This window comes from Cupriavidus basilensis (assembly GCF_000832305.1).
GTDB classification, from domain to species: domain Bacteria; phylum Pseudomonadota; class Gammaproteobacteria; order Burkholderiales; family Burkholderiaceae; genus Cupriavidus; species Cupriavidus basilensis_F.
Map to the genome: position 1 here is coordinate 3,220,991 of NZ_CP010537.1, position 17,097 is coordinate 3,238,087.

Consider the following 17,097-nt stretch of genomic DNA (forward strand, 5'->3'; position numbering starts at 1 on the left):
GGTGTCTTGCTGCCTTGCTGAATGGAACAATGTGTCGGAGGCGGGATCAGCCAAGCTGGCGCCCGCCGTCGACCACGATGGTGGTGCCGGTGGAAAAGCGCAGCGACGTGGCACAGGCCACGATGGCATCGGCGACGTCATCCGGCTTGCCAATGCGCTTGAGCGGCGTGGTCCTGGCCGCGCGCTCGTTGAATGCGCTGTCGCGCCCGGGCACGAAATCGGTGTCGACCACGCCGGGCGATACGTTGAGCACGCGGATCTCGGGCGCCAGCGCGCGGCCCAGCGATACGGCCATCATGTCGAGCCCTGCCTTCACCGCGCAGTACGCCACGTTGCTGCCCATGCCGGTGCGCCCCGCGATGGACCCCACGTTGACCACCAGCCCCTCACCCGTTGCCTTCAGGTACGGCGCCATGGCGCGGATCGCGGCGAACTGGCCGCGCCAGTTCACGGCGAACATCTCATCGATCAGCGCATCGTCCAGCGCGTCAAGGTCGGCGTGCGCGATCGCCTTGGTGAAGCCCGCGCTGTTGACCAGCATGTCGATGCGGCCGTACTTGCGCTGCACGTCGTCGGCCAGGCGCACGAGCGATGCGGTATCGCCGATCTGCGCCACCGCCGCAAGATGGTTGCCCGGCGGCAGTTCGGCCACCGCTTGCGCGCAAGTCTGCGCATCACGGCTGACCAGCACCACGCTGGCGCCCAGGGTGGCAAGCTTGCGGCCCGTCGCCATGCCGATGCCACCGGTGCCGCCGAGGATCACGGCAACCTTGCCGGCAAGTTGCGGCGTCGAAACTTGTTGTTGAATCGTCATCGTCAGTTCTTTCGTGGTCGGTAATCAGTCGATCGGCGGCGTCGGGAAGGTCTGCTCGCCCGGCTCCAGCACAAAGTTGAAATCCAGCGTGTAGAACGGCGCCGGGAAGCCGCCCCATGGGCTTGTGCCTTCGTCCACGCGCCGGAAATGGCCCACCAGTTCACGGTGCACGCCAAAGGTCACGTCCGACTCCAGGTGCTCGGAATCGTCGGCGAAGACCTGCGTGACAAGCGTGCGATAACCCGGCGCCGCGGCGATGAAGTGAATGTGCGCCGGGCGGTATGGATGGCGGTTCTGTTCGGCCAGCAGCTGGCCGACGGGGCCGCCCGTCGGCACGGGATAGCCCGCCGGGCGCACCGAGCGGAAATGGAAGCGGCCTTGCGCATCGGCCCGGAAGGCGCCGCGCAGGTTCTTGTCCGGCTGCGAGGGATCCTGGTTGTCATAGAGGCCAACCGGCGAAGCCTGCCACGCCTCCACCAGCGCGCCGGCCAGGGGCTCGCCGGCGGTGTTGCGCACTTGTCCCCTCACAAACAATGGCAGCCCCGGCGTCTCGCCTTGCACCACGCAATCCCCGCACGCGTAAGACGGCGCGCCGCCGCGATAGAACGGCCCCAGCAGGGCGCCCGGCGTGCGGCCACCGGTGATGCCGTTGTTCATCAGCGTCACCAGCGTCGACAGGCCAAGCACATCGGCCGCCAGCACCACCTCGTTGTTGGTTGCGTGGGTCGCATGGCCTAGCGCTGCGACAAAGCGCAGCCCGGCCTCGAACTCCTCGTCGCTGGGCCGCACCTGCCTCAGGAACGCGTGCAGATGATCGACCAGCGCCTCGACCACCTCCCGCAGGCGCGGGTCGGTGGTATCGCGCATCGCCTGCTTGACCAGCTGGCTCAGCGTGTGTTCGTCGTCCACCAAGGACAGGCCGCGGCCGAGCCTCGGGGCAAGTGTCGTCTCCATGTTCATCTCTGGTTTCCGTTCTTTGCAAACGTTTGCATTATGGGCCGCGTTCTGGAAAAATCAAGAACATTCGCAATTGGACCGGCCCGCGCATCGTATGCTGTAGTACGGGCGAGCGCCCTCCTCTTCACAAACATGAACCCCGCCATGCAGACCACGCCACAGTCTTCGCCACAGTCCTCGCCGCCTACGCAACCGCAGGCAATCGCCAGCCAGGTGTTCAAGGGCGCCCTGCTCAGCCTGGTAGCGGGCTACGTCGATGTGGTCGGCTTTATCGCCCTGTTCGGCCTGTTCACCGCGCACGTCACCGGCAACTTTGTCATGCTCGGCGTGGCGCTCGCGCACGCGACCGGCGGCGTGCTGTCCAAGCTGCTGGCGCTGCCGGTGTTCGCGCTATCGGTGGCGACCACGAAGATTGCCGTCGATGCCATGCAGGCGCGCGGCAGGCCGCCGCTGCCGCCGCTGCTGGTCACGCAAGGATTGTTGCTTGCCGCCTTCATGCTGGCGGGCTGCCTGGCCTCGCCCATGGCCTCGCCCGACATGCCGTCAGCCATTGCGACCGGCATGCTCGGCGTGGCCGCCATGGCGGTCCAGAACGCGCAATCCCGGATCGTGCTGACCGACCATGTGCCGACCACCATCATGACGGGCAACAGCACGCAGGTCATCATCGACCTGGTGGAGTTGCGCAGCGCCTCGGCCGACAAGGTGGCCGCGGCGAAGAACCGGCTGCGCAAGATGGTCCCCGCCATCGCTGCATTCGCGGCCGGCGCCGTGTCAGGCGCGTATGCCTATGTGCAGGCGTCGTACTGGTGCCTTGCCGTGCCGATCCTCATCCTGCTGGCGCTGGCATATAGCTACCGCGCCGGGCCGGCCGCGTCCCTGGCCGGGAGACAGGCGTAGCGCCGGGATGCAAGCATGGGATGCGTGCCTGAGCAGGCGTCCGGGGTCCGACGTCCGCCGCGATGTGCCCTATAGTTCAAAGCCAGTGGTAGCGCAAGGAGATGCACCATGGCGAGCTGGCCGAGCGCACCGGCCGGATCCACCCGGACCGGGTGTGGACAGTGGCGCTGGTGGGCCGTGGCGCGGCATGGCTGTTGATGGCGTAGGCCAGTGGCAACCCGATAGAATCAAAGGCCTATCGATTTAGCGCAGGTTTTAGCGCAGGTTTTAGCGCATATGCAAGCCATGCAGTCTCTGACTCCGGTGCGACTGGCCCGGCTGGCGTTCGCCGGCCTGGCGTTGGCTTTGTCGCTCCCGGCCAGCCCGGCCTCGCAACAGTGCGACAGGAGCCGTTTCGTGATTGCCATTGATGCGGGACATACAGCCAGCCATCCGGGCGCGACGAGCGCGCGCGGCGTGCCCGAGTTCGAGTTCAACACACGCCTGGCCGCAACGCTGGTGCCGGTGCTGGCGGGCATGGGGTTCGCCAACGTATTCCTGACCAACGAGCGCGGCGCGGATATCTCGCTGACAGACCGCTCCGAGCTGGCGAATCGCCGCGGGGCGGATCTGTTCCTGTCGCTCCATCACGACTCGGTCCAGCCGCGTTATCTTTCCGCATGGACCTTTGAGGCCAAGCCGCAGCGCTACAGCGACGACTTTGCCGGCTACTCGATCTTTTACTCCGGCCAGAACCAGCAGCCAGACGAAAGCCTGCGGTTCGCGCGCGTGCTGGGGTCCGAGCTGCACAGGCACTGCCTGCGCCCGACCCTGCACCATGCCGAACAGATCGAAGGCGAGAACAGGGAACTGGTCGACCCGGACCTGGGCATCTACAGGTTCGATGCACTCAAGGTCCTGGCTACCACCAGGATGCCGGCGGTACTGTTCGAAGCCGGGGTGATCGTCAACCGCGCCGAGGAAACCCGGCTTGGCGATCCGGCGTACAGGCGGATGATGGCCGAGTCGATCGGCGCGGCGGTCGCCCGGTTCTGTGCCGGCGACAACGGTGCGGCAACAGCGAGTGCGCAATCATGCTTCCCTCCCTGATGGCGCCGGACAACGGCGCGCGAGCGCGACGGGCCGGCCAGTGCTTGCAATTTACGCGGCATGCCGCATGGGCGACAGTCATCGTCTTGCTCGCCCTGTGCGCCATGGCACCGGTGGCACAGGCCGCGCCCTCGGGGCGGGTCGTGGGCACGCTGCTGCGCACCGGCGAATGGCTGGTGCATCAGTTGCGGGAATACGCGGTCCACGAAGCCATCGGCTTTGGGCTCGACGCGCTCGGCATCACCGAAGCCAAGGCCAATGAGCAAGAACTGAAGACACTGGAAAAACAGCTGGAGGCCAGCCTCGCCGCCAGCGCCGAGAACAGCGCGGCAAAGCAGGCGGAGCTGCGCGAGCAACTCCATGCCGCCGACGTGCAGCTGGCGGCGCTGCGCCAGTTGCAGACCCAGCGCCTGAGCGCGGCCGATACGCAGCAATTGCGCGACCAGGTCGAGGACAGCATGCAGCGGATCCTGACCGTGATCAACGAACACGAGCGCAGGCTGGACGCCCTGGAGCGCGACCTGAATGCCTTGAAGACGCGCGTGGCGCAGATCGATACGCCGCCCCCGCGCGCGGCGGCGCCGTACAACGCGGGAACGGCAATGGGAGCGGGAGCGGGAGCGGCGATGCTGCCGCCGAGCTTCAACTGCGGCAACGCCAGGACCGGGCCGGAAAAGCTGATCTGCAATGACCGCCGGCTTGGCGACGCGGATGGACGGCTGGGGACCATCTACGAAAACCTGCGTTTCTTCCTGAACAGCGCCGAATTCATCCAGGTGAGGGACGACGAACGGCGCTGGATCCGCTGGCGGGATGAACGCCTGGCAACGGATTGCGCGCGAGGCGGGCAGGTCGACATGAACTGCGCCATCGGCCTGTGGGAGACCCGCATCGTGCAGCTGCAGGGCAAGCTCAAGAGCATCCAGCAGGCTCGCGGCGAGCCTAACAAGGCAAGCGGGCGGTAGAGGCAAGGGCCTCGTCGCACGGCATGCGCCGCGCCCCCATCCCCTTGGAGGCGGCTTCAACATGAAGCGATGCGGTTCTGGCCGGGGTCAGCACCCAGCAACCCGAAGCGATCCCCCTATCCGGCGATGCCGAGGCCGTCCCTAGGACGCGGCGCCGCCATCCAGCGTGGCCAGTGCCGCCAGGTAGTCGTAGCGCTCGACCTGTGCCTGCAGGCGCTGGCAGCCATCGGCGCACAGCAGGCGGGTAAAGACGTCCCGGTAGCGGGCAAAGGTGTTGTTGGCCGCGCTGTCGCCCTCTTCCAGCTGTTCGCGCAGGAGCTTGAGCACGGACTCCTGCTTGACATCGGGACCCGCAAGGGGGCCGCACGCATCCGGCGCGCCGCCATCCAACGCTGCGGGTTCGGTTGGCAGGTGCGTGCGCAAGGCCGCCAGCAATGGCAGGAAGGCAGTGCGCAAGGCTGCCAGCAGCGTAACGGGGTCGGGGCGCCCGGGCGCATGAGGAAGTTGCAGGCTCGCCTCCAGCGTAGCCGCCGCGCTCGAGATCGGCATGGCACCGAGATTGGCGGCCAGGCCCTTGAGCGAGTGCGCGAGCGACAACGCGCCGTCGCGGTCGCCATGCGCCAGCCGCTCGCCGATCCGTTCCGGCATGTCGGCGTAACCGCTGGCAAAGCGCTCAAGCAACTGCCGGTAGACTTGCGCGCGGCCGCTGACGCGGCCCAGGCCGCCGCCGACATCAAGATGCGGCGAGCTTGCCAGCGCGTCCACCCAGGCCGGCCGGGACCCGGCTGACGGGGCGGCGTCGTCGCCGCCCGGGACGGCCAGCCACTGGCGCAGCATGGCGTAGAAGGCCGGCGGGCTGATCGGCTTGGCGATATGGTCGTTCATGCCGGCGGCCAGGCAGCGCGCCCGGTCTTCCGGCAACGCGTTAGCCGTCATTGCCACCACCGGCAGGCTTGCGAACGCCTCTTGCTCGCGGATGTGCCGGGTAGCTTCGAACCCATCCATCACGGGCATCTGCACGTCCATCAGGACCAGGTCGTAAGCGCCGGACTGGAGCAGGTGCAGCGCCACGGCGCCGTTCTCGGCCGTATCGGGGTAGATGCCCGCAGCCTGCAGCAAGTGGACCGCGACCTCGCGGTTGATGTCATTGTCTTCTACCAGCAGCACGCGCGCGCTCGGCAACTCCGGCGTGGCATCGAGCGCCGCCGAATGCGGCTGCGTCGCCTCCGGTGGCGCGTCATTGTCCGGGGACAGCGTGCGCACCGTCGCCTCCAGCAGCAGCGATGCGCTCACCGGCTTGATCAATGTCGCGTCAAAGCCCGATTGCTCGCCCTCGCGCAAGACTTCCTCGCGGCCATGGGCGGTAATCATGACGCGGCGCGGGCGCGGGTGGCGCAGGCGCATGGCGTCGATATGGCGAGCGGTCTCGATGCCGTCGAGACCAGGCATCTTCCAGTCGATGAACACGGCCTGGTAGGGATCGGCGGCTTCGTCGGCCTGGGCGATCCTTGCCAGAGCAGCCCGGCCGGAACCCGCCTCGTCCACGCGGAAGCCAAAGTTGCGCAGCATGGCAATGATGACCTGGCGGGCGTAGTCATGATCGTCCGCCACCAGCAGGCGGCAGCCCGCCAACTGTGGCGCGACCAAGGCGCTGGCAGGCCGCTTCTTGCCCGCCAGCAGGTCCAGCTCGAACCAGAAGTTGCTGCCCTTGCCCGGCGTGCTTTCGACCCCGAGGGTGCCGCCCATCAACTCCACCAGACGGCGGCAGATGGCCAGACCCAGGCCGCTGCCGCCGTAGCGCCGGGTAGTCGAGGCGTCGGCCTGCTCGAAACTCTGGAACAGGCGCGCGCAGGTCGCGGGGTCGATGCCGATGCCGGTGTCGCGCACCTCGAAGCGCAAGCGGATGCGGGGCTGGCATTGCCCGTCGCCGTGGCGCTCGACGCGTATTACGATTTCACCCTGGTGGGTGAACTTCACCGCGTTGTTGGCGAAGTTGATCAGGATCTGGCGCAGGCGCAGCGGATCGCCGCGCAGCGAGTCCGGCACGTCCGGGGCGACTTCGACGATCAGTTCGAGGTGCTTGGCAACGGCCCGTTCGGCCACCAGGTCGCTCACCGTGCGCAGCATCCGCTCCAGCGAAAAATCGATCCGTTCGATCTCCAGCTTGCCGGCCTCGATCTTCGACAGGTCCAGGATGTCATCGATGATCTCGAGCAGATGCTGGCCGGAATGCTGGATCTTTTCCAGGTAGCCGCGTTGCTTGTCGTCAAGCCGCGTGCGCAGCGCCAGATGCGCCATGCCGATCACCGCGTTCATCGGGGTACGGATTTCATGGCTCATATTGGCCAGGAAGCTGGCCTTGGCATGCGCGGCGCTCTCCGCGGCCTGCTTGGCCACGACCAGTTCAGCATTGGTCTGGGCAAGCTCGCGCGTACGTTCCTCGACGCGGCGCTCCAGCGTCTGGGACAGCGAGGTCAGCCGGCGGTTGACCTCGACCTGCTCCGTGATATCGATACCCACCGCACCGACCCCCACCACCTGATGGGTGGCCGGGTTGCGCACCGGAAAGCGCGTCATCTGGAGATGGCGCTCGCCATGGGGCGTGCGCAGCGCGTAGACGTGCTCCTCGGCCTTGCCCGATGACATCACGCGCGCCTCCATCTCCCGGCGTGCCCGCGCGACTTCAGGGTTGGAGCCGGCATCCCAGTCGGACCTGCCCAGCACTTCGCCCTCGCTCGCGCCGAGCAGCGCCTGCATGGCCGGGTTCAGGGCCAGCATGGTGTGATCGCTGTCCTTGAGCGACATGACGGCGGGCGAGTGCTCAAGCATCGCGCGCATCCTTTCCTGGCTTTCCGCCAGGCGCCTGCCGTCGCGCCGCGCGATCCACGTGGCGGTGCCGATCAGCAGCAAGATGATGGCCGTCAGTGCCGCCAGCACGTCGCGGGTGAACAGGTATGGGGCGAACGCTTCGCCCATGTCCTGCTCCACGATCAAGCCCATCTCCAGGCCGGGGACCCAGATGCCTGCGCCCGCGGCCCGCTGGCCACGGTAGTCGGCATAGTCGTAGGCAAGCACGGAGGCATGGTCGCGCAGCAGGCGCTCGGCAACCAGGGTCAGCGGGCCGCCCGGCTGGGCGCCGCCGCCATCCTTGCCGCTCTGGCCGGGGACCCGGGCCCATACATTGAGCATGGACGCGGTGCCTGGCGCCAGCCGGCCCTTGGCCTCCAGCTCGGCGCCGAAGCGGCTGGGAGACACCAGCCGGCCCCGGGCGTCGATGGCGTAGAGTTCGCCAGTGCGGCCGAACTGGCCAGCCGCGATGATCGGCAGCATCACGGCGCCGGGATCCAGCCGCAGGCATAGCACGCCAATGGCGCGTCCCGCGTCCAGCAGCCGGGCGCACACCACCTGGAACGGCAGGTCCACCAGCGTGCCCCACGGGTCCCGGGTTCGCTCCGGGGCAGGATAAGGCGGCGAGGCGGCGCTGCCCTCTTCCAGCGCCCGCCGGGCTGTCTGGGCAGGCTCTGGCAAAAGCAGGCGGCCGGTGCGGCCGGGCAGCTCCGACGCCACGATCTTGAGGTCCGGCGTAGCCAGGACGTAACCGAGGTAGCCGCTGCTCTGGAAGACCGGGGTCACCCAGCGTTCGAACCTCGCCACCGCCTCGCCATCCGGCAACGGCTGGCCCGGGGCCGGGGCCAAGAGCAGCGGGCGCGCGAACCTGAGCGCCTCCGGCAGGCGCGCAATCCGCTCGGCGCGCCGCTGCTGCTCGCCACTCCAGAGCCCCAGCAGGCGCGCGTTCGTCGCCAGCATCGACTCCACGCGCGTGCCCAGGTTGGCCCGGTCGTTCTCGTACACCAGCTGGGCGGCGCCGCCGGCCAGCAGGCAGACTGTCACCACCAGCAGCACGGCATAGGCGTAGCGCCGCAGACCGGCGCGCGTGGCCAGCCGCCTGCGCCAGGCAGCCAGCAATCCAGAAGCGGATGCGGCCATCATGCTTGCGGCGTGGCGGCGGGATAGCCGTTGGCGGCGAGCAATGCCACCTCGCGCGCATGGTCCGCGTCGGTGTCTGCGTAGCGTTGCGAAATGGCCAGGAACTCGGGCGCGATGGCCAGGAACGCGTCCACCATGTCCGGATCGAAATGGCTGCCTCTCCCTTCGCCGATCATCCTTACCGCCTGCTCGTGCGGAAATGCGGGCTTGTAGACGCGCCGGCTGATGAGCGCATCGTAGACATCGGCGACCGCCATCAGGCGCGCGGAGACGGGAATCGCATCGCCCGACAACCCGTCGGGGTAGCCGCTGCCGTTCCATTTCTCCTGGTGATAGTGCGCAATCTCGCGGGCGTAGCGCAGGAAGGAGTTAGGGGTGCCGCACTGGGCCTCGGCATGCGCAATGGCGTCACGCCCCAGCGTGGTGTGGGTCTTCATGACCTCGAATTCTTCGGCGGTCAGCTTGCCGGGCTTGAGCAGGATGCGATCCGGGATGCCGACCTTGCCAATGTCATGCAGCGGGGCCGACTTGAACAGCAACTCGATGGTCTCGTCGTTGAGCTCGTCGCAAAAGCGAGGATGGTGCCGCAGCGCCTGCGCCAGGCGGCGCACGTAGTGCTGGGTGCGCCGCAGGTGATTGCCGGTTTCGTTGTCGCGCGTCTCTGCCAGGGATGCCATGGCCATGATGGTGACGTCCTGGATCACGGAGATCTCCCGCAGCCGCCGCTGCACCTCCTGTTCCAGGTAGGCCGACTTGTCCTGGAGAAAATCCCTGGCGCTCTTGAGGGTGAGATGGGTGGCGATGCGCGCGTGCATCACCAACGGGCTGAGCGGCTTCATGATGTAGTCCACCGCGCCTACCTGGAACCCGCGCGTCTCGTCGTGCTCACCGGTACGGGACGTCAGGAAGATCACGGGGACGTCCATGGTGGCCGGGTTCGCCTTGAGCTGCCGGCACGCTTCGTAGCCGTCCATGTCCGGCATCATCACGTCCAGCAAGATCAGGCTCGGCGGGGCCGCCGTGGCGATGCGCACCGCCGCGCTGCCCGAGGTCGCCACCTTCACCCGATAGCGGTCCTGGAGCAACGCGGCCATCATCGCGATGTTTTCTGGAAGATCATCCACCACAAGAATCGTGGGCTGGGCATCGGAATTGTCAGAGCGCATGGGGAGATTCAGGTCGGGATACTTGCCGGGCAGGCAAGATGACGGCGTTTGCGGCGCGCTTCGAAAGACATGCCGTCATATTGCGTTGACATAGCGGATTACTCGCACCGGTTCGCTTTTCGCCCGGGCCAGGCCACAGATTGCACGGGACGCAAAAAACCAAGGTGCATCCCTGCCCCTGTCTTGCCATAACGGACATCTCGCGTCGCAAATTCAGCCCCCCTTGCGGAGGGGATCAAGTATCGGCGCCCACTGCCGTTAACCCCGCTCCGAGCGGGCGCAGCAAAAAAAAAGGCCCACCGAAGTGGGCTTTCCCAAGACAAACGGACATCGGTCGCATGGCATTGACACTGACACCCCCGCAATCGATTCAATGCACGCCGACTACGTCAGAAGACGTGTCCGCATTGCCGGCATCGCCGCACGCCACACCGGCTTGTTGCCCGACCCACAGCGAGTCCATGCAGGCATCGAGGCCCGTCTTTCGCCGAATCGAAGCAACGGCCGCATTGTCATGGGTTCCCGCTGGATCGGAAAGAGTAAAAATACTCTCCCCGTCCCCTATTCCTGCCCTGGCAACGGATGCGCATGCAGGGCGTGCGAACTGAGTAATTCCACTCTTTCGCGGCAGCCATCGCCAAGCCATCATGAGGCATGGAATCTCATCAGCTAACTGTTCGCCACACCTTGCGCATCGACCAGTGGATGACGGCGGTGGGCAACGGCGAAACCTCACTGGAGTATGACAACTGGTTAAGCTGCGTGCTCAATGACCTGGAACCCGGGCGGCCGGAGTACGCGATATCGATCACGACCCGGGAAGGCAAGAACGAGTTCCGGTTCCAGCATCGCGCGCGCTATGAGGTACGGCACCCCAAGTACGGCATCCGGCGATTCGTGTGCGCCGTCGACAGCGATGCGACATTGATCGCCTTCGAGAATACGATCTCCGGTGTCCGCTACCCATGGGTGACGATCGACGGCACATTCACCCAGGCTGAACTGTGGTCGCTCAGGTTGCTGTGCGCCGGAGTCGACCTGTGCGCCGCCCCGGTCGGCGTGGAGAGCCGCTGAAACGTTGGCGGTTCCGGGGAACGATGTCATGGCCGGCCCCCTTTTTCCGGTCCAGAGCGTGCTTTGCGCGTGAGGCTTACCAGCATGGCCGATTTTGCAGGGAAACAGCACTCCCCGTGTCCCCACCTGCAGATGACGCGCCAGATTCACGCGCCGGGCTGCCTCTGGACCCTTTTTACACCGCGCCCACGGCGCACGCCGAGCGCAGGTTGGCGATCAGCGCCGGAAAGTCCCGGGCCAGCGTGGCGAGCGCCACGGCATCCGCCCGGTCATCCTGCAAGCCACGGTCCAGCACCGAACATGCCTGCGCGAGCTCAGCCGCCCCAAGCATGCCGAGCACGGCCCTCAGGCCATGGGCATGCAGGCTTGCCTGGCCAAAGTCGCCGGCCCCGATGGCCGCATGGATCTGCGTTACCACGTCCGCGCGCTCGGCGCAGACGCGCTTGGCCAGATTGATGTAGATATCCTCGCGGCCGAACAAGAGTTTGATCCCCGCGGCGGCATCCAGGCCCGGTACTCGCTTCAGGGCCTGCGTCACCGCCGTCCCCGCTCCTGCCGGGCCGCGAGCCGCGCCCGATGGCACGGCGACGGGCGGTAGCCATGCCGCGATGGTGCGAAACATTGCCTGTGCGTCGATCGGCTTTGAGATGTGATCGTTCATCCCGCCCTCGATGCAGCGAATGCGGTCCGCCGACATCGCGTCCGCCGTCAGCGCCAGCACCGGCAGGGCATGAAGGCCCAGGGCGTGGCGAATCGCGCCGGTGGTCTCTATACCGTCCATGCCCGGCATATGGATGTCCATCAGCACGATATCGAATGCGTTTTCCTTGAGCGCCACCAGCGCCCGCTGGCCGTCGCCGGCAACTTGCACGTCCATGCCCGCCAGCTCGAGAAGATCGCGCGCGACCTCCTGATTGATCGGATTGTCCTCGACCAGCAAGACCCTGCGCCCGCGCAATGCCTCCCACGCCGGCCCGGCGAGCGAGTGGCAATCCGATGGCGCCACAGCCATACGCGAAAGCGCGGAGCCCGGAGCGGCCGCCCGGTCCGCGCACGCAATCCCCAGCGACACCTCGAACGAGAAGATGCTTCCGACACCAGCCTGGCTCCGCGCGAAGACGCGCCCACCCATGAGTTCCGCCAGCTTCTTGCTGATCACAAGCCCAAGCCCCGTGCCTTCAAAGCGGCGGTTCATCGCGCTGTCCAATTGCTGGAACGGCGTGAATAGCTCCGCCAATGCTTCCTGAGCAATGCCTACGCCCGTGTCCTCGACCTCGAAACACAAGCCGATATGGCTGTCGCGCACGAGCGTCTCCCTGACTCGCAGGCAGACCTCGCCACGATCCGTGAACTTCAGCGCATTGCCCAGGAAATTGATCAGGATCTGCCCGACACGCAGCGGATCGCCGACCAGCCGAAGCGGAATCGCGGGGGATGTGAAGATGGACATCGTGATGCCCTTCGCTTCCGCCGTTTCCCAGAACAGTCCCGTAACACGGTCCAGCAGTTCAGACAGGTAGAATTCGCGCGCGTCGATGGTCAGCTTTTCCGCCTCGATCTTCGAGAAATCCAGGATATCGTTGACGATCCCCAGCAAGTGCCCGGCGGATGCACCGATGCGCGTCAGATAGCGATCCAGCTTGTCCGCGCGCTCGCGGCTCAGCGCCAGATGCGACATGCCGATGATGGCATTGAGCGGCGTCCTGATCTCGTGGCTCATGTTGGCCAGGAACTGTGCCTTGACGCGCGCAGCCGATTCAGCCGCCTCGCGGGCCGCCGTCAGCTGTAGCGTTCGCTCTTCGACGCGTGCTTCCAGCGTGTTGGTAAGCGCCTCCAGCGCCTGCCTTGTGCGCTCCTGCTCAGTGATATCGGCGGCCACGGTACCGACGCCGATGATGCCCGCATCGTCCGGCCCGCGCACCGGGAACGTGACCATGCGGAAGACACGTTCATACCCATAGCGAGGACTGATCGTATGCACCTGGTTCTGGGATGTTCCGCTGGCCACGACCAGTTCGTGCATATCGCGGCTGATCTGCGCGATATGGCGATTCGGGATGACGTCCCAGTCGCAGCATCCCACGAAAGCGCCGCGCGGCACCCCGATGGCTTGCTCGTAAGCTTGATTGGCCATGATGCCCACACCCTCGATGTTCTTGTAGGCCAGCCCGGTCGGCAGGTTCTCGCGGAATGCGCGTATGCGCTCCTCGCTCTCGATCGCGCCGCGGCGCGCGCGCCACTGGAATGCCGCCAGCGCAAGGATCAGCCCGATCGCGATCGCGGCAAGGCTGGCGATCGCCCTGCGGACCAGGAAATACGACTGATAGGCTTCGTCCACCTGCAGCTCGACCACCAGCCCCATATCCTGGTCAGCCAGCCATCGGCTAGCCCCGATGACCTTGTGTCCGCCATAGCCGTCATAACCCTCGGCGTCCACCGCCTCCTTGACTTTATCCGTCAGCAGTTGCTGCGCAAGTTTTGTCGGGGCATAGCCAGTACGGCCCTGCACCAGCAAATCGGCCGCCGGCCGCTCGCCGGGCAAAATCCCCCACGGCACCGGGGAGTCGTCCTGCCGCGTACGATCAGGCGGCGCATCGCGCGCCGAGTCGCGGGTCGGGGAGATAATGCGTGCGGCGGAATCGATCACGTAAGCCTCGCCCGTTTCGCCTATCCGGCCCGCCTTGAGAATCTTGAACAGCCTCACGTAGGGATCGACACGCAGGCACAGGAAGCCAGCGGCCCCTCCATCCACATCGATGCGCGCGCAGGCAACCTGATAGAACATCCCGGCCGGCTGTTCAACGCCCTGTGCCATGAGCGGCAGCGTCGAGACAGTGGGCCGCGAAATGGCAAATCCAAGCGCCTGCGCCTCGCGCAACGTCCGTATGGTCTGCTCGGTCAGGTCCGAGGCGTTGACATAGCGCGGGCTGCTCGCCGCGAGAATGGTATGGTCCGGGTGGATCAGGGCATAGCCGTCGAAGCCCCGGCTCCTGTAGATCGGCAGGATCCACTGGTCGAATTCAGCCCGCAAATCGGCCCGGCCGGGATCGGCCAGGATACGTTTCACCAGCTTTTTCAGGGCAGGGTTCTCGGCGATGCTCCCGACTCGCCCCGCAGAATCCTCGCCCATCGCCTGGTTCAGGTCCAATATCGCCTGGAGCACGGCTTTCAGGCGGCCTTCGGCCCTCCGATGAAATTGCCTTTCAAGCCCCCGCAGCACCGCGTGGCTCAAGACCAGCAGCAATACAACGGCCGCCGCCGTCATGATGAGATTCTGGCGGACCTCTCTCCCGCTTGTCCCTCGCAGACTCCTGAAGTAACGCTTGATCATGATTTCCTGCGACGAATCGCGACGCATCGAAGACGGGGCGGCATTCCTGCCCCGTGCCGGCAACCGGCGGGCTCTTGATTTCTGCTTTTCGCGACTTCTACTTTATTGGCGGCCACGCAGGATGGATCAATCGAGAAGCAGCGTTGTCAATTCAATCGCGGATCTGACTTGCAGTTTCTCCATCAAGTGCGCACGGTGATTTTCCACGGTACGGACGCTGATGCCCAGTTCCGTGGCAATCGCTTTGCTGGTCTTGCCGGTCGTGACATGCCAGGCGACCAGCCGCTCCTTCGGGGTCAGCAGTGCAAGCCGGATGCTTTTGTCGGCCGAGGCCAGCCTCTGCTCGTGCATCTGGCGGCTGCGTTCCAGCGCGCCCCGCACTTTTTGCACCAGCATTGCGCCATCGACGGGCTTCTCCAGAAAATCGAGCGCCCCCGCTTTGATCGCCTTGACCACCGAAGGAACCTCGGAGTAGGCGGAAACAAAGATGGTAGGTGGAAGAAGGCCCTTGCCGGCCAACTGGCTCTGCACCTGCAGGCCGCACATCCCCGGCATGCGCAGATCGCAGACCAGGCATTCAACCGGCGCCGGCCGGTACGATTCGACGAAATCGCGAGCGGAAACAAATGTCCTTATTTCCGTGCCAAGGCCACGAAGCAACTCATGGTATGTCCAGAGCACAATGTCGTCGTCATCGACTAGATAGATTACGGGTCGTTCTACTGCCACAGCCTACATCTCCAATTCCTGGCTTCCCGCGGCCGGATCTCGGCCGGATGTCGGCCTGCCGACACGTTCACATACTGTGCCATGTGGCCATGCGGTCCACTGGGCACCTGAGAAGCCCTGCACCCATCAGCACAGTAAGCCATCATGATGGCAAAGTTGAAATTGGGTAATGCCCGGAGTCGCCGGAAAATAATGAAACCAAAAATATCTTAATTGCGGCACTTCCGTTTATTAAGAAGAAACTTAATAGCGCAACGTCTCCCGGCGTGCGGCGAGGTGGATGTGCGGTTTTAGCCTCCGACCGATGAGGAGCCGGAATTAAGATTAAATCCAATGACTGCGAGCCAGGATAAAATCACTTCTTGCAATGTGCCGGCGGCACCCGGGATGACTCCAGGGCGCCGGCACACGCCAGCCACATCCGGTCGCGCAAGCGCGCGATCAGGCCACTGCCGCGCTGCGCTGGCGGCGTGCTTCCCGGTCGCTCGCCGGTGCATGTGGCCGCCCGGCGCCGCCGGCGCCCGGCAGGCGGAAGAACGCCACCGCCTCGTTGAGTTCCTGGCCCTGTTCCTGCAGCGCGCGCGACGCGCTGGCGGCTTGTTCCACCATGGCGGCATTCTGCTGGGTCACCTGGTCCATCTGCGAGATCGCCTGGTTCACCTGCTCGATGCCGCGGCTTTGTTCCATCGATGCGCTGGCGATGTCTTCCACGATGCTGCTCACGCGCGCGACCGCCCTGGTCACCGAGTTCATGGTCTGCCCGGCTTCGCCCGCCAGCGTGGCGCCGTTCTGGATCTGCTGGAGCGAGCCCGCGATCAGTTCCTTGATCTCCTTGGCGGCGCTTGACGAGCGCTGCGCGAGGCTGCGCACCTCGCTGGCCACCACGGCAAAGCCGCGGCCTTGCTCACCGGCGCGGGCGGCTTCCACCGCGGCGTTGAGCGCCAGGATATTGGTCTGGAAGGCGATGCCTTCGATCATGCCGGTGATGTCGGCGATCCTGGTGGAGCTGGCGCTGATGCCTTGCATCGTATCGACCACGCGGCCAACCGCCGTGCTGCCGCTCTGCGCGATATCGGCGGCCTCGCGCGCCAGGTCGTTGGCTTGCCGGGCGTTCTCGCTGCTCAGGCGTACCGTGGTGGTCAGCTCCTCCATGCTGGCGGCGGTTTCCTCAAGCGACGCCGCTTGCTCTTCGGTGCGCTGGCTCAGGTCCGCATTGCCCGCGGCGATCTCCGCCGACGCGCCGGCGATGCTTGCGCTGCTCTGGCGCACGCGGGACACGATCTGCGTCAGGCGCTCGTTCATGTCACGCAGGGCCGACAGCAGGCGGCCGGTCTCGTCCCGCGCCACCACGGCAATCTGGCTGCTCAGATCACCGCGCGCTACCGTTTGCGCCACGTCCACGGCCGTTTGCATGGGCCGGGTGATGGAGCGCGTGATCAGCAGGCCGCCCACCGCAGCGAGCGCCACGGCGGCAATGGACATGACGATCAACAGGTTGCGCTGCGCGGCATAGTCCTCCTCCAGCTTGCGCACCGTATCGGCCTGGCGGCCTTTGGTGAACTCCGTGTAGGCGTCGGTCGCCTTGACCAGCGCCCCCAGCAAGGGGCGGCATTCGTCGTTCATCTTGACGATGGCCTCGTCGCGCCTGGCGGCGAGCGCGAGGTCCGCGATGGCGATGGCCACGGGACCATAGCGCGACTCCACGCTGCCGATCTCGCGCACCAGGTTGCGCGCGGTGTCACTGGCGTCGCTGTTGCCCGACACCATGTCCTTGAGCTTTGCCAGTTGCGCCTGCACGTCTTCATGCGCGCGCAATGCGGCTGCATTCTCCAGGGCCAGGTCCTCGGGCCTGGTGACAAGTACCAGGTTGCGCGCCGCGATGGCGCGCCGGTCGACGGCGGTGCGCACCTGCGCGGCGACTTCGGCGCGCGCGTTGATGCCATGCAGGTAGCGGGAAAAACCGTCCGTGGCCTGGCTCAACGCGCGTAGCGACAGAGCGGAAATGGATAGCGCGATGATGGCTAGCAGGCTAAAGCTCAGCAAGAGCTTGCCCTTGATGGTCAGGCTGTTGAAGTTCACGATTTG

Annotated in this window: 11 protein-coding genes; 4 read left to right on the plus strand and 7 right to left on the minus strand. The window is 65.9% G+C overall.

Translation table 11 applies throughout. From position 1 onward, the window contains the following. Positions 1–46 precede the first annotated feature (46 nt). Positions 47–814 (minus strand): SDR family NAD(P)-dependent oxidoreductase, encoded by a 768-nt coding sequence (locus tag RR42_RS34680; RefSeq protein ID WP_052495171.1) that lies wholly within the window; start codon positions 812–814, stop codon positions 47–49. 24 nt (positions 815–838) lie between these two features. Continuing rightward, a complete protein-coding gene (locus RR42_RS34685) occupies positions 839–1,768 on the minus strand; it encodes a dioxygenase (RefSeq protein WP_082055326.1) in 930 nt (309 codons plus the stop codon). A 147-nt stretch (positions 1,769–1,915) separates the two neighbouring features. Between RR42_RS34685 and RR42_RS34690 the strand changes: the two genes are divergently transcribed. The 3 genes from RR42_RS34690 to RR42_RS34700 all read left to right on the plus strand — a co-directional run bounded on the left by RR42_RS34690 (position 1,916) and on the right by RR42_RS34700 (position 4,725). After that, positions 1,916–2,671 (plus strand): YoaK family protein, encoded by a 756-nt coding sequence (locus RR42_RS34690; protein WP_063778477.1) that lies wholly within the window; start codon positions 1,916–1,918, stop codon positions 2,669–2,671. 285 nt (positions 2,672–2,956) lie between these two features. Beyond that, positions 2,957–3,760 carry an N-acetylmuramoyl-L-alanine amidase family protein gene (locus RR42_RS34695; RefSeq protein WP_052495172.1) on the plus strand — a complete coding sequence of 268 codons (804 nt, stop codon included), beginning with the start codon at positions 2,957–2,959 and terminating at the stop codon, positions 3,758–3,760. Continuing rightward, complete coding sequence (locus tag RR42_RS34700; protein WP_144410037.1) at positions 3,745–4,725, plus strand: lysozyme inhibitor LprI family protein; 981 nt, start codon at positions 3,745–3,747, stop codon at positions 4,723–4,725. Before RR42_RS34695 ends, RR42_RS34700 begins: the two co-directional genes overlap by 16 nt. A 141-nt stretch (positions 4,726–4,866) precedes the next feature. On the opposite strand, the gene RR42_RS38025 is transcribed toward RR42_RS34700, so the two are convergent. Together RR42_RS38025 and RR42_RS34710 are read right to left on the minus strand one after the other, a co-directional pair. Next, positions 4,867–8,715 carry a response regulator gene (locus tag RR42_RS38025; RefSeq protein ID WP_144410038.1) on the minus strand — a complete coding sequence of 1,283 codons (3,849 nt, stop codon included), beginning with the start codon at positions 8,713–8,715 and terminating at the stop codon, positions 4,867–4,869. After that, the gene (locus RR42_RS34710; RefSeq protein ID WP_043356669.1) at positions 8,712–9,878 is read right to left on the minus strand and encodes a response regulator; all 1,167 of its coding nucleotides are present in this window, start codon (positions 9,876–9,878) and stop codon (positions 8,712–8,714) included. Before RR42_RS34710 ends, RR42_RS38025 begins: the two co-directional genes overlap by 4 nt. 654 nt (positions 9,879–10,532) lie before the next feature. Between RR42_RS34710 and RR42_RS34715 the strand changes: the two genes are divergently transcribed. Beyond that, the gene (locus tag RR42_RS34715; RefSeq protein ID WP_043356671.1) at positions 10,533–10,952 is read left to right on the plus strand and encodes a hypothetical protein; all 420 of its coding nucleotides are present in this window, start codon (positions 10,533–10,535) and stop codon (positions 10,950–10,952) included. A gap of 175 nt (positions 10,953–11,127) precedes the next feature. On the opposite strand, the gene RR42_RS38030 is transcribed toward RR42_RS34715, so the two are convergent. The 3 genes from RR42_RS38030 to RR42_RS34730 form a co-directional block, all read right to left on the minus strand. Continuing rightward, on the minus strand, positions 11,128–14,283 hold the full coding sequence (locus RR42_RS38030; protein ID WP_158408339.1) for a PAS domain-containing sensor histidine kinase: 3,156 nt from the start codon (positions 14,281–14,283) through the stop codon (positions 11,128–11,130). A 126-nt stretch (positions 14,284–14,409) separates the two neighbouring features. Further along, positions 14,410–15,012 (minus strand): response regulator transcription factor, encoded by a 603-nt coding sequence (locus RR42_RS34725; RefSeq protein WP_043356673.1) that lies wholly within the window; start codon positions 15,010–15,012, stop codon positions 14,410–14,412. Between the two features lie 441 nt (positions 15,013–15,453). Next, positions 15,454–17,091, minus strand: a complete 1,638-nt coding sequence (locus RR42_RS34730; protein WP_043356674.1) for a methyl-accepting chemotaxis protein — start codon at positions 17,089–17,091, stop codon at positions 15,454–15,456. Positions 17,092–17,097 lie beyond the last annotated feature (6 nt).

Coding starts and splice junctions, on each gene's coding strand:
- RR42_RS34710 (WP_043356669.1), bottom strand. CDS start 9,878: ATGCGCTCTGACAATTCCGATGCCCAGCCCACGATTCTTGTGGTGGAT.
- RR42_RS38030 (WP_158408339.1), bottom strand. CDS start 14,283: ATGATCAAGCGTTACTTCAGGAGTCTGCGAGGGACAAGCGGGAGAGAG.
- RR42_RS34700 (WP_144410037.1), top strand. CDS start 3,745: ATGCTTCCCTCCCTGATGGCGCCGGACAACGGCGCGCGAGCGCGACGG.
- RR42_RS34685 (WP_082055326.1), bottom strand. CDS start 1,768: ATGGAGACGACACTTGCCCCGAGGCTCGGCCGCGGCCTGTCCTTGGTG.
- RR42_RS34715 (WP_043356671.1), top strand. CDS start 10,533: ATGGAATCTCATCAGCTAACTGTTCGCCACACCTTGCGCATCGACCAG.
- RR42_RS34690 (WP_063778477.1), top strand. CDS start 1,916: ATGCAGACCACGCCACAGTCTTCGCCACAGTCCTCGCCGCCTACGCAA.
- RR42_RS38025 (WP_144410038.1), bottom strand. CDS start 8,715: ATGATGGCCGCATCCGCTTCTGGATTGCTGGCTGCCTGGCGCAGGCGG.
- RR42_RS34680 (WP_052495171.1), bottom strand. CDS start 814: ATGACGATTCAACAACAAGTTTCGACGCCGCAACTTGCCGGCAAGGTT.
- RR42_RS34695 (WP_052495172.1), top strand. CDS start 2,957: ATGCAGTCTCTGACTCCGGTGCGACTGGCCCGGCTGGCGTTCGCCGGC.